The sequence below is a fragment of the Stenotrophomonas sp. 116085_Sma genome (assembly GCF_056479585.1).
Genome location: NZ_CM151057.1, coordinates 4,267,690 through 4,280,110, shown reverse-complemented (window position 1 = coordinate 4,280,110; position 12,421 = coordinate 4,267,690). Strand labels below are relative to the sequence as shown.

9 protein-coding genes are annotated in these 12,421 nt (G+C 66.8%); 7 read left to right on the top strand and 2 right to left on the bottom strand.

From position 1 onward, the window contains the following. Positions 1 to 113: 113 nt before the first annotated feature. Complete coding sequence (locus tag ACZK0Z_RS19780) at positions 114 to 2,645, top strand: methyl-accepting chemotaxis protein (protein WP_478449278.1); 2,532 nt, start codon at positions 114 to 116, stop codon at positions 2,643 to 2,645. A gap of 98 nt (positions 2,646 to 2,743) precedes the next feature. On the opposite strand, the gene ACZK0Z_RS19775 is transcribed toward ACZK0Z_RS19780, so the two are convergent. Then, positions 2,744 to 3,130, bottom strand: coding sequence for a DUF2628 domain-containing protein (locus tag ACZK0Z_RS19775; protein WP_197632480.1), 387 nt, complete (start codon positions 3,128 to 3,130; stop codon positions 2,744 to 2,746). A gap of 215 nt (positions 3,131 to 3,345) precedes the next feature. On the opposite strand from ACZK0Z_RS19775, the gene ACZK0Z_RS19770 reads away from it, so the two are divergent. Continuing rightward, a complete protein-coding gene (locus tag ACZK0Z_RS19770; protein WP_180849012.1) occupies positions 3,346 to 3,519 on the top strand; it encodes a hypothetical protein in 174 nt (57 codons plus the stop codon). A gap of 60 nt (positions 3,520 to 3,579) precedes the next feature. On the opposite strand, the gene ACZK0Z_RS19765 is transcribed toward ACZK0Z_RS19770, so the two are convergent. Next, complete coding sequence (locus ACZK0Z_RS19765; RefSeq protein WP_197632479.1) at positions 3,580 to 5,625, bottom strand: TonB-dependent receptor domain-containing protein; 2,046 nt, start codon at positions 5,623 to 5,625, stop codon at positions 3,580 to 3,582. A gap of 492 nt (positions 5,626 to 6,117) precedes the next feature. On the opposite strand from ACZK0Z_RS19765, the gene mdoH reads away from it, so the two are divergent. The 5 genes from mdoH (at position 6,118) to ACZK0Z_RS19740 (ending at position 12,396) form a co-directional block, all read left to right on the top strand. Continuing rightward, the gene (gene mdoH / locus ACZK0Z_RS19760; protein ID WP_049429463.1) at positions 6,118 to 8,043 is read left to right on the top strand and encodes a glucans biosynthesis glucosyltransferase MdoH; all 1,926 of its coding nucleotides are present in this window, start codon (positions 6,118 to 6,120) and stop codon (positions 8,041 to 8,043) included. Positions 8,044 to 8,093: 50 nt separating this feature from the next. Next, positions 8,094 to 8,753 (top strand): alpha/beta hydrolase, encoded by a 660-nt coding sequence (locus ACZK0Z_RS19755; protein ID WP_080355019.1) that lies wholly within the window; start codon positions 8,094 to 8,096, stop codon positions 8,751 to 8,753. 3 nt (positions 8,754 to 8,756) lie between these two features. Next, a complete protein-coding gene (locus ACZK0Z_RS19750; protein ID WP_180849008.1) occupies positions 8,757 to 9,800 on the top strand; it encodes a sensor histidine kinase in 1,044 nt (347 codons plus the stop codon). 10 nt (positions 9,801 to 9,810) lie between these two features. After that, positions 9,811 to 10,542 (top strand): LytR/AlgR family response regulator transcription factor, encoded by a 732-nt coding sequence (locus ACZK0Z_RS19745; protein ID WP_012481330.1) that lies wholly within the window; start codon positions 9,811 to 9,813, stop codon positions 10,540 to 10,542. Positions 10,543 to 11,044: 502 nt separating this feature from the next. Beyond that, positions 11,045 to 12,396 (top strand): IS3 family transposase gene (locus ACZK0Z_RS19740; RefSeq protein ID WP_197633811.1). Its coding sequence is split into 2 segments (ribosomal slippage): positions 11,045 to 11,492 and positions 11,492 to 12,396, totalling 1,353 coding nucleotides; the frame shifts between segments, so codons are not numbered across the junction. Positions 12,397 to 12,421 lie beyond the last annotated feature (25 nt).

The following is a 12,421-nucleotide window of genomic DNA, read 5'->3' as shown; positions in this document are numbered from 1 at the left end:
TGCGCTTCCAGCGCCGGGCGGGTCCCGGCGGCCGGTGGCCTGCGCGACGGATCGCGCACCTGCGCGGTGCCCTCGCGGTGCCGGTCGTCCTGAACTGCCTTGCGGACCCCTCCATGCCTTCTTCCCGTTCCGCCGCTGCCCGCCGTCCGGGCAGCATCGCCCACAAGCTGATGCTGGGCACCGCTACCATCGCGCTGCTGTGCTTCGGCCTGACGGCGTTCCTGATCTATCGCCAGGCCAGCGCCAGCCTGATCGATGCCTCGCGCCAGACCATGACCAGCGAGGCCAATGCCGAAGCGCGCCAGGTCGCCGCCGACCTGGGCACGGCGTTCGCCAGCAACGATGCGATGGTTGAAGCCGTGCTGGCCCAGCGTGCGCGGGGTGACGTGCCTGATCGCGCCAGCCTGGCGGCCGTGCTCGGTGAGCAGCTGCGTACCCATCCGGAATGGCTGGGCAAGAGCACCATGTGGGAGGCCGATGCCTTCGATGGCAAGGATGCCGAGTTCGCCAATACCGAGATGCACGATGCCAGCGGCCGCTACATGAGCTACTGGGCCTGGCATGACGGCAAGCCGCAGCAGTCGACCATGACCGACTACACCGAAGCCGCCGACGGTTCGGCCGACTGGTACGTGGTGCCCAGCCGCGACAAGCTGCCCAAGGTCAGCGAGCCCTACGCCTACGACATCGCCGGCCAGCAGGTGCTGATGAGCACGTTGAGCACGCCGATCGTGGAAAACGGCAGGTTCCTCGGTGTGTTCACCGTGGACTTCTCGCTGGCGGCGCTGCAGAAGCATCTGGCGACGCTGACGCCGATGGGCGCCGGCCGCGTCGAACTGCTTTCGCCCAAGGGCGTAGTGCTGGCATCGGCCAATGCGGCCGAGATCGGCAAGCCGCGCAGCGACGCATTGACCCGCAGCATGCTGGCCGACATTGCCGCCGACCGCAGGTTTGAAGCCTTCACCCCGGACGCGGCCGGCAACGTACGCGTGTACGTGCCGCTGCGCGTGGGCGACGCCCCGCAGCGCTTCGCGCTGGGCGTGGTGATGCCGCATGCGGTGATCGTTGCCGAGGCCCGTCAGCTGCTGTGGCTGACGCTGCTGGTTGGCGTGGTGGCCGCGCTGACCCTCAGCGCCGGTGTCTACGTGCTGCTGCGCCGCCTGGCGATACGCCCGCTGGCCGAAGCCGTGCGCGTGGCGGGCGACGTGGCCGCCGGCAAGCTGGACAGCACGCTGCCGGCACGCAGCAACGATGAAGTGGGCCGCTTGCTGGAGGCGATGCAGGGCATGCGTGGCCAGCTGCAGGCGGTGATGGCCGCGCAGGCGGAAATGGCGCGCCGCCACGATGCCGGCGAGCTCAGCTACCGCATGGACGCCTCGGCGTTCCCGGGCGAGTACGGCCGCATGGTGGCCGACAGCAACCAGCTGGTGGCCTCCAGCAATGCGGTCACCCAGCGCCTGGTCGAGGTGATGCAGCGCTACGCCGTAGGTGACCTCAGCGTGGACATGGAAGCACTGCCGGGCGAGAAGGCGGTGTTCACCGCCGCCATGGCCACCACCAAGCACAACTTGGCCGCGATCAACGAGCAGATCCAGCAGCTGGCTGCCGCGGCGGCGGCCGGCGACTTCGCTGTACGCGGCGACGCCCAGCGTTTCGATCACGATTTCCGCCGCATGGTGGAGACCCTCAACACCATGATGGAGGTGAGCGACCACAACCTGGCCGAGCTGTCGACGCTGCTGCGCGCGATTGCCGCAGGCGACCTGAGCGCGCGCATGCAGGGCGACTTCCACGGTGTGTTCGCGGTGATGCGCGATGATGCCAACAGCACCGTGCAGCAGCTGACCCGGATCGTCGGGCAGATCCAGCAGTCGGCGGCCAGCATCCGCCTGGCGGCGGGTGAGATTGCTGCCGGTAACAGCGACCTGTCGCGCCCCACCGAACAGCAGGCGGCCAACCTGGAAGAAACGGCCGCGTCGATGGAGGAGTTGACCTCCACCGTGCGCCAGAACGCCGACCACGCGCTGCAGGCCAACACCCTGGCCGGCTCCGCAGCGGGCGTTGCCAGCGAAGGTGGCCAGGTGGTCAGCCAGGTGGTGCAGACGATGGAGCAGATCGAAGCGTCGTCGCAGCGCATCGCCGAGATCATCTCGGTGATCGACGGTATCGCGTTCCAGACCAACATCCTGGCGTTGAACGCGGCGGTGGAAGCCGCGCGGGCCGGTGAGCAGGGCCGCGGCTTCGCCGTGGTCGCCAGCGAAGTACGCGCGCTGGCGCAGCGCTCGGCGGGCGCTGCGAAGGAGATCAAGGAGCTGATCGACGCCTCGGTGGCGCAGGTCGGCGCCGGTGCGCAGCTGGTGCACGGCGCCGGCCGCACGATGCAGGAGATCGTCGGCCAGGTCGGGCGGGTCAACGAGATCATGGCCGAGATCTCGGCCGCCTCGCGCGAACAGTCGGCCGGCATCGAGCAGGTCAACCAGACCGTGGTGCAGATGGATGAGACCACCCAGCAGAACGCCGCGCTGGTGGAGGAAGCCAGTGCTGCGGCACGCGCGATGGAAGAGCAGGCCGAGCAGCTGGCGGTGGCGGTCTCGCGCTTCCGCCTGCAGGCCGAGCCGGTGGGCGTGGCACGCCGCGCGGCCTGAGGTCCGCTACGCGCACATGAAAACGCCCGGCCAAGGCCGGGCGTTTTCGTTTCAGCCGGTCACAGGGCACCGGATCCAGGTCCGGTGACGGCCTGGGTTCAGAACATCCCTTCGAAGGGGTTCCAGCTGGCGCGACCCTTCACCTGCTCCAGGTAGTAGCTGTAGTTGGTGCTTGAAGCAACCAGGAAGTTCATGGCGATGAACAGTGGACGCGCGACGACATCCGGCAGGAACAGCGAGACGATGGTCAGCACGATGCCGATGCCGATCACCACCAGTGCCTTGCGCCACATGCCCAGGATGAGCAGGTAGATGAAGCCGAAGAAGAAGGCGAAGAAGTTGATGTTGACCTTCAGGCGGTCGCCGAAGGACAGCGCCTTCCAGGCCTGCTTGAAACCCGGTTCCTTGGGTGCGCCGTGCTGCTGGAAGAAGTTGAAACGGAACTGCCACTTCGGGCTGAAGCGGGAGAGGTCGACTGCGTTCATTGACGTGCACGTCCTTGTGGGAAAACGTTTACATGATACGGGGTGGCCGGTTCGGGAAGCTACCCTGCGGCGTCAAAAATGTGACGCTCAGTGCGCAATGGCCTGCGGCCAGGGCGCGCACCGTCACCCACCCGCCTTGTTTTTAGGATAGGGTGCGCAGTTCCGCTGCCGCACCCGCTGAATCCGTGCGGTGGCGGGATGTCCATGGAGGTTGCATGACCACACCTGCTACACCGGAAAACGCACCGGGACCGGTGCTCCTGCCGACACCTGAAGTGGTGCAGGCACAACAGCTGCTCGCACGCCAGCAACTGGCGGTAGCGATGGACCGTGCACGCACGGCGGCTGCGCAGAGCGCGGCGCCCGCCGCCGCACTGGAAAGCGAGTAATCCGCAACACCGCCGATCGCGCTGGCCCGTCGCCAGCGCGATCGCGGCGGACGCTCCTGCTCAGAACCGCGCGGTCATGCTGAGGAAGTAGCTGCGCCCGGCCACGAAGTAGTCGGTGGAGCCTTCCGCATACAGCTTCTTGTCGGCCAGGTTGCTGACACCGCCACGCAGGGTCAGCACCTCGTTGAGGTTCCAGGCCGCGGTCAGGTCATACAGCGTGTAGGCCTTGAGGAAGGTCGTCGCCGTGCCGGCCTGCTTGCCGGTGTACTGCGCCGACAGGCTGCTGGAAAACACCGTGCCGGGCGTCCAGTCCAGCGACGAATAGCCAGAGAATTCCGGGGTGTCGATCAGGTTGCGGCCGGTGGTCAGGTTCTTGGCTTCCTTCATCCAGGTGGCCGAGGTGCGCCAGCGCCAGTGCTCGCCGAGGCGGAAATTGAGGTTGCCCTCCATGCCGCTGGTGCGCGCGCGCTGCACGTTGCTCATGCGCGTCCACCAGATGCCGTTGAACCTGCCCAGCGGGGCGTACTCGATCTTGTTCCTGAAGTCGGTATGGAAGTAGGTCAGGCCGGCATCGACCAGGTCGTTGTCGAAGCTGATGCCGATCTCGCGGTTGGTACTGGTTTCCGGGTCCAGGTCCGGGTTGCCGGCCATGTAGCAGCCGCCGCGCGTGTAGCCCAGCGGGATCAGCGAGGTGCAGCCACGGCCACCGGACTGGGTGGCGGCGGTGGCGGAGTTCTCGGTCAGGCTGGGCGCGCGGAAGCCCTTGGAAATGCCACCACGGATCGTCCATTGTTCGGCCGGGTGCCAGACCAGGTAGGCGCGCGGGCTGACGTGGCCACCAAACTTCTCATGGTGGTCCAGGCGAGCGCCCAGGGTCAGCGCCAGGGTGCGGTGCAGCTTCAGTTCGTCTTCGACGAACAGGGCCCAGGTATCCACTTCCAGATCGGAGCCGCTGACCGCATTGCCGGCATAGTCGATCGGCGCGCGGCCGATGGTGTCGGTGTTGGTCAGCTCCTGGCGCTTCCACTGGCCGCCCACGGCGAACTGGTGTTCAACGCCGAGGGTGAACGGCGTGGTCAGGCTGCCCTCGATGATCGTATCGGTTGCTTCGGAACGGCCGGTAGCACCGATGTCGTTCTTGTACTCGGTCCAGTACGCACTGATCTTCGAATTGCCGAAGCTCCACTTGCCATCGTGGTTGAGCGCCAGCGAACTGCGCTTGAGTTCGCTGGCCCCCCAGGCGCCTTCGTCCTGCTTTTCCAGCGAGGCGTCGATGAAGGCCTGCTGCACGCCATGGCCGGCTTCCAGCGACAGTTCCTGCGCGTCGCTGAGCTTCCACTGCAGCAGTGCGTCGACATTGCGGTCCTTCTCGCCGGCATAGGCGTTGCCGTAGACACCCCCGTTGGACTGGTCCGAGTCGCGGCGCATGCTGTTGGCACCGATGCGCAGGCCGAAGCGTTCGCCGAGCGGACCGGAGAAGGTGGCGCCGATCTGCTGGGTGTCACCGCGCTTGCCGTCGCCGGGGCGGGTATAGCTGTGCGTCGCGCTGCCGTTCCATTCATCGCCGATGCGCCGGGTGATGATGTTGATCACACCGCCCATGGCGTCGGAGCCATACAGCGATGACATCGGCCCGCGCACCACTTCGATGCGCTCGATCTGGTCGGGCGAAATCCAGTTCAGATCCTGGCGGCCCAGGTCCGGCCGGTAGTTGGTCGACGCCGAGCTGCCCATGCGCTTGCCGTCCACCAGCACCAGCGTGTAGTTGGACGGCATGCCGCGCAGCTTGATCTTGGATTGCTCGCCGACAGCGCTGAGGCCGCCGGTCACGCCGGGCACGCGGCTGAGCAGGGTGGCCAGGTCGTGCACCGGCTGGCGCTCGATGTCCTCGCGGCTGATCACGCTGATGCTGGCCGGGGCATCCTTGATCCATTGCTGGTTGCCCGAAGCGGTGACCACCACGGTATCCAGATCCTTGGTGGAGGCATCGGCGCTGGCCTCTGCGGCGGCAAGGCCGGGCAGGCCCAGCAGGCAGGCGGTGGCCAGGGCACTGGCCAGGCGGGTGCGCGGCAGGCGCGCGGAACGGGAACGGAACAGCTGGGACATGACGGCTTCCATCGGAGGAGGGAGACCCGGTGGAAGCAGCAGGCGCACGCACACAGCAGGCAGCTCCCTTCCATGGGTCGTTGGGCGCGCGGTTCGAACCGTCGCCGCTGGGTGGGTCTCGGCCGTACGGAAGACGGTGACCTGCCTGGTTAATGAAATGATAACCGTTCGCGTTTGTTACGATCCAGTACCCGGTGTGACGCAGTGACATCCCGCTGCTCGGCGCGCCATCGCCTGCTGTTTGCTGAATGGGGATAAATCCCGGCGTAGACCTTCGCACCCGGCTTACATCCGGCGCCCTAGACTGGGCCGCATTTTCGATTCCGCCCCGTTGGAGATCGTGTGGGTTCCGGTAGTGACAGACAGCGACTGTGCGGCCAAGGGCCGGCACAGCCAGGACAAGTGCGGGCGCCGGGAAGGCGCGCCGGGAACCTTCGTGCATGCAGCCCGGCCGGGACGGCCGGCCATGCCGACCGTGGGGAGTAAGCGGTGATGGGGGGTCAAACCATCCACGCGGACGCGGATGCGCCCCGGCTCGACGCCGGCTGGGCGCTGCTGCCCGCCGAATCACCGCTGCCGATGCCCGAACAGACCCTGCGCGAAGGCGCGCTGAAGGTCCGTCGGCACCGTACCTCGCCACGCCTGATCGGCCTGCGCCGGTTCTACATCTTCGGCGGCACCCTGGCCATGACCGCCATCGCCACCCGCATGATGTGGCGGGTGCTGTCGGCCAATGGCATCAGCGTGCTGGAAGCCTGCCTGCTGGTGCTGTTCGTCGGCCTGTTCGCCTGGATCGCGCTGTCCTTCGCCAGCGCCGTGGCCGGCTTCCTGACCGCCGTGTTCGACCGTGGCTATCGCCTCGGCATCGACCCGGACAAACCGCTGCCGACCGTGCACAGCCGCACCGCGCTGCTGATGCCGACCTACAACGAGGATCCGCGTCGACTGCTGGCGGGCCTGCAGGCGATCTACGAGTCAGTGGCCGCCACCGGCCAGCTCGAACGCTTCGACTTCTTCGTGCTCAGCGATACCCGGCGCGAGGACATCGCACGCGCCGAGGAGCAGGTATTCGCCGAACTGCGCGACCGCGTGCCGGACGGCCAGACGCGGCTGTTCTACCGCCGCCGTGGCGACAACAGCGGGCGCAAGGCCGGCAACATCGCCGACTGGGTGCGCCGCTTCGGTGGCGCCTACCCGCAGATGCTGATCCTGGACGCCGACAGCCTGATGACCGGCGACAGCATCGTGCGCCTGGTGGCCGGCATGGAACACAACGCCGATGTCGGCCTGATCCAGACCCTGCCGTCGGTGATCGGCGGCCGCACGCTGTTCGCCCGCATGCAGCAGTTCGGCGGGCGCGTGTACGGCCCGGTGATCGCCCGTGGCGTGGCCTGGTGGCATGGCGCCGAGAGCAACTACTGGGGCCACAACGCGATCATCCGCACCCGTGCCTTCGCCGACCACGCCGGCCTGCCGGCGCTGCCGGGGCGCAAGCCGTTCGGCGGCCACGTGCTCAGCCACGATTTCGTCGAAGCGGCGCTGATGCGGCGTGGCGGCTGGGCTGCGCACATGGTGCCGTACCTGGGCGGCAGCTATGAAGAAGGTCCGCCGACGCTGACCGACCTGCTGGTGCGCGACCGCCGCTGGTGCCAGGGCAACCTGCAGCACGGCAAGGTGGTCGGCAGCCGCGGCCTGCACTGGATCAGCCGCACGCACATGCTGATCGGCATTGGCCACTATTTCACCGCGCCGATGTGGGCGATGCTGATGCTGATCGGCATCGCCATTCCGCTGTTCCAGGAAGGCATCGACTTCAACGCCCTGCTGCACCTGTCCCCCAGCGTGTACTGGCGTGCCCAGGACGAGGAGCAGGTGGTACGCCTGTTCGCCGCGACCATGGCGGTGCTGCTGCTGCCCAAGGTGCTGGGCTACCTGGCGATGTTGCTGGACCCGGTCGACCGCCGCGGCTGCGGCGGTGCGATCCGTGCCTTCGTGTCGATGCTGGTGGAGACCGTGCTGGCCGCGCTGATGGCGCCGGTGGTGATGTACGTGCAGTCGCGCGGCGTGGCCGAAGTGCTGTCCGGCCGTGATTCCGGCTGGGATGCACAGCAGCGCGACGATGGCGGCATCTCGTGGATGGCCCTGATCCGCGGCTACGGCGGGCTGGGCGTGTTCGGTGCCTTCATGGGCCTGCTGGCCTGGGTGGTATCGCCCTCGCTGGCGGCGTGGATGGCGCCGGTGGTGATCGGCATGGTGCTGGCGGTACCGGTAGTGGCACTGACGTCCTCGCGCGGACCGGGGGCCTTCCTGCATCGCCTGGGCCTGCTCGACATTCCCGAAGAGAACATTCCGCCGCCGGTGCTGGTACGTGCCGCCCAGCTGCGCCGGGAAGCAGCCGAGCAACCGCCGCTGTACTGATGGCCCTGCGCCAGCGGCATAATGCGGCTCGAACTTGAAGGAGCCGCATCATGCTGCAAACGGTGGAACAGGAGACCGGCGCGTCGCCGCAGTGGTCGGTGATCTGGCTGCACGGGCTTGGCGCCGACGGCCACGACTTCGCGCCGATCGTGCCGGAACTGGTGCGCCCGCACTGGCCGGCGCTGCGCTTTGTGTTCCCGCACGCACCGGTGCGGCCGATCACGATCAACAACGGCGTGCCGATGCGCGGCTGGTACGACATCGTCGGCATGGATTTCCGCTCGCGTGCCGACATGGCCGGCGTACAGGAATCGGTGCAGCAGCTGGATGCGCTGATCGCACGCGAGATCGAGCGCGGCATCGCGCCGGAGAAGATCTTCCTGGCCGGCTTCTCGCAGGGCGGCGCGATCATCCTCACCGCCGCACTGTCGCGCACCGCGCCACTGGCTGGCCTGATCGCACTGTCCACCTATCTGCCGGAAGCCCAGAGCGCCAAGCGCGTTGACGGTGCGGTGCAGGTGCCGGTGTTCATGGCCCATGGCAGCAGCGACCCGGTGATTCCGCAGGCGGTGGCCGTACACAGCGCGCAGGCCCTGCAGGCGTTGGGCCTGGAGGTGGAATGGCACAGCTACCCGATGGCCCATCAGGTCTGCGCCGAAGAGATCCAGGCGCTGGGTAACTGGTTGCAGGAACGGCTGGGCGCCGCCTGAGCCATGCCCCCCGCCAGCACACCGCCGTGGATGCCGGAACTGTGCCGCCTGCCGCGGCTGGCGGCGATGCTCGGCCTGGCCGAGCTGGTGGTGGTGGTGCTGGCGTTGGCGCCCGATGGCAGCCGCCACTGGACCTTCGGCGAGCTGTTGTCGGCCAGCGGCTTCGCGCTGTGGCTGGCGCTGGCGGTGACCGCCAGCCTGTGCCTGCTGCGGCAGGCTTTGTCGAGGCTGCCGCAGATGCTGGGCGCTGTCGCGGCGATCGTGCTGGCGACCCTGATCGCGGTGATCTGTGCTGGCATCGTGCATGCGCTGTACGCGGTACTGGGTGACAACTTCGCCCGCGGCATCAGCTTCTGGCGCTTCACCCTCGGCAGTGCGGCAACCACGGCACTGATCGCCGCGCTGGCCCTGCGCTACTTCTATGTCAGCGATCGCTGGGCCGCGCAGGTGCAGGCCAACGCGCGCGCGCAGGCTGACGCGCTGCAGGCGCGCATCCGCCCGCATTTCCTGTTCAACAGCATGAACCTGATCGCCAGCCTGCTGCATCGCGATCCGGCGGTGGCCGAACGCGCGGTGCTGGACCTGTCCGACCTGTTCCGTGCCGCGCTGGGCGCGGGCGAGGGCGACTCCACCCTGCGCGACGAATGCGAGCTGGCCGAGCGCTATCTGTCGATTGAATCGCTGCGGCTGGGCGAACGCCTGCAGGTGCGCTGGCAACGCGACGAGCCGCTGCCGTGGGACCTGCCACTGCCGAGGCTGGTACTGCAGCCACTGGTGGAAAACGCGGTGCTGCATGGCATTTCACGCTTGCCCGAGGGCGGCACCATCGAGCTGCAGCTGCACCGCGACGGCAATGAACTGCAGATCCAGGTGCGCAATCCCGCGCCGGATCCGCAGGCACCGGGGCTGGCACTGGCGCGTGGTGCCGGGCATGCCCAGCACAGCATCGGTCATCGGCTGGCCTGGCGCTTCGGCAGCGCCGCGCGGATGACGGCTGGCTGGAGCGAGGGCTACTATGCCTGCCAGGTGACAGTGCCGATCCAGTGAGGGGACGATCGTGAGGGTAGTCATCGCCGATGACGAACCGCTGGCGCGCGAGCGCCTGCGCAGCCTGCTGGCGGCGCAGGACGGGGTGGACGTGGTGGCCGAGGCCGGCAACGGCGAGCAGGCCCTGCACGCGTGCGCGGAGCTGCAGCCGGACCTGGTCCTGCTGGACATCGCGATGCCCGGGCTGGACGGCCTGGAGGCGGCGCGCCACCTGGCCAGCTTCGAGCCACGGCCGGCGGTGGTGTTCTGCACCGCTTACGACGCGCACGCCCTGTCGGCCTTTGAAGCGGCGGCGATCGATTACCTGATGAAGCCGGTCCGCGCCGAGCGCCTGGCCGCGGCGATCGCTCGCGCACGCACGTTCCTGGCCGGCCGCGATGGCCAGCCCCAGGACAGCGGCGGGCAGCAGGCCCGCAGCATGCTGTGCGCACGCCTGCGTGGCAGCCTGCGGCTGATCCCGCTGGACGACATCCATTACCTGCAGGCCGAAGAGAAGTACGTGGTGGTGCACCATGCGCGCGGCGAAGACCTGATCGAGGAGTCGCTGAAATCGCTGGAGGAGGAGTTCGCCAGCCGTTTCATCCGCATCCATCGCAACTGCCTGGTGGCGCGTCACGAGCTGGTGGAGCTGCGCCGTGGTACGGGCGGGCAGGTGCAGGCGGTACTGCGGCATGGCAAGCAGCCGCTGGAAGTCAGCCGCCGCTGCGTGGCGACGTTGAAGCAGGAACTGCGGCATCTGTGAGTGTTCCGCGCGGCCTGCGGCCGCGACTGCTTGCGAGCAACATCGAAAGCAACAGCAACAGCAACAGCAACAGCAACAGCGTTTCATGGCTCGGTGTTGCTACGTGCTGGGTCGGGCCGGGGTGGGGTGGCGGGACACGCTGCAAGTACATCCCTGTAAGCTCGATGGCGCCATCCATGGCGCCAACGATCCCGCCACCCCACCCCGGCCCAACCCTCTCGTTGTCTCCTGCGTCGGACGGCAAAGGCGTTGGTGTTGTCGGGTGGGAAAGAGGGGTCAGATCCCTTTTCCTGCGGAAAAGGGATCTGACCCCGGAAGCCGCCAGCTGTTGCCTTTGCTTCTGCTTTTTTCTTTTGATCTTCCGTGGCTGACACGCACGGAAACTGTCAAAGGTCGGGGCGGTGGGGTCAGGCGGGGTGTCCGCGGCATGGATGCCGCGGCCAAGCCCCCACGGTGAAGTGACCCCCGGGAGTTGGACGCCAGATCCAACCCCGAGGGATACATGAACAGATACGACGCGCGTTTCAAACTGCAGGTCGCCAAAGAGGCCTGCAAGACCTCCACATCGGTCAAAGCCGTTGCTCGTCGCCACAGCCTGGAGTTCTCCACGGTCAGACGCTGGGTGGCGACCTATCGGCTGCACGGTTGGCGCGGGTTTCACCGCCAGGCCCGGTCCTATGACCTCGCGTTCAAGCTGGCTGTCCTGGAGAAGATGAGCCAGGACGGCATGTCCGGGCGCGAGGCCACCACCTACTTTCAGATTGGTGATGCCGGCGCAGTGGGGCAGTGGCGGCGCCTGTATGCTCAGGGCGGTGCCCAAGCGTTGGCACCGCCCCTGCCGCCGCCCCGAAAGCCGATGAAAAAGACCCGTTCGTCCAAGCCACCTGAGGATATGAGCCGCGATGAGCTGCTCAAGGAAGTCGCCTATCTGCGCGCGGAGACCGACTACCTAAAAAAACTCGATGCCTTGATCCGGGAAGAGCAGGCGGCGCAAGACGCAAAGCGCAAGCCATCCAAGGATTGAGGCAGGTTCATACGCTGTCGCTTCTGCTCGAAGCGGCAGGGCTGTCGCGCAGTACGTTCTATTACCAGAACCATGTCCTGGCCCATCCGGATCAGGACGAGGCAGACCTGCGTGAGCGTATCCGTGCAATCTACGATCAGAGCCAAGGGCGCTATGGCTATCGCACGGTGACGCTGGAACTGGCCAATCAGGGCCATCGGACCAATCACAAGCGGGTACAGCGCCTGATGGGGGAGATGGGCCTGAAATCGCGCGTGCGCGTCAAGCGCTATCGGGCCTTCAAGGGGGCGGCCAATATTGTGGTTGGCAACGATCTCAATCGTGAGTTCCAGGCCGAGCGACCCAATCAGAAGTGGGTGACCGACGTCACCGAGTTCAAGGTGCAGGGCATGAAGCTGTACCTGTCGCCGATCATGGACCTCTACAACGGTGAAATCGTGGCTTATCAGATCAAGCGCCAGCCCGTGTTCGATCTGGTGGGTCAGATGCTGGAGGAGGCCATCAGCAAGCTTTCCCCGGATGAGCGCCCCATGATCCATTCTGACCAGGGCTGGCAGTACCAGCATGAAAACTACCGGCACATGCTGGAAAAGCACTCGTTGAAGCAAAGCATGTCCCGGCGTGGCAACTGTTTGGACAATGCGGCAATGGAGAGCTTTTTCGGAACGTTGAAGTCGGAGTTCTTCTATCTGAACAGCTTTGACAGCATCGAGAGTCTGGAGGCTGGGCTGGTGGAATACATCCAGTACTACAACGAAGAGCGCATCAAACTGAAACTGAAAGGTCTGAGCCCGGTAAAGTACCGGGAGCAGGCCCAATCGGCCGCCTGACCCCGTCCAAGTCTCGGGGGGCACT

Coding starts and splice junctions, on each gene's coding strand:
- ACZK0Z_RS19780 (WP_478449278.1), top strand. CDS start 114: ATGCCTTCTTCCCGTTCCGCCGCTGCCCGCCGTCCGGGCAGCATCGCC.
- ACZK0Z_RS19775 (WP_197632480.1), bottom strand. CDS start 3,130: ATGAACGCAGTCGACCTCTCCCGCTTCAGCCCGAAGTGGCAGTTCCGT.
- ACZK0Z_RS19770 (WP_180849012.1), top strand. CDS start 3,346: ATGACCACACCTGCTACACCGGAAAACGCACCGGGACCGGTGCTCCTG.
- ACZK0Z_RS19765 (WP_197632479.1), bottom strand. CDS start 5,625: ATGTCCCAGCTGTTCCGTTCCCGTTCCGCGCGCCTGCCGCGCACCCGC.
- mdoH (WP_049429463.1), top strand. CDS start 6,118: ATGGGGGGTCAAACCATCCACGCGGACGCGGATGCGCCCCGGCTCGAC.
- ACZK0Z_RS19755 (WP_080355019.1), top strand. CDS start 8,094: ATGCTGCAAACGGTGGAACAGGAGACCGGCGCGTCGCCGCAGTGGTCG.
- ACZK0Z_RS19750 (WP_180849008.1), top strand. CDS start 8,757: ATGCCCCCCGCCAGCACACCGCCGTGGATGCCGGAACTGTGCCGCCTG.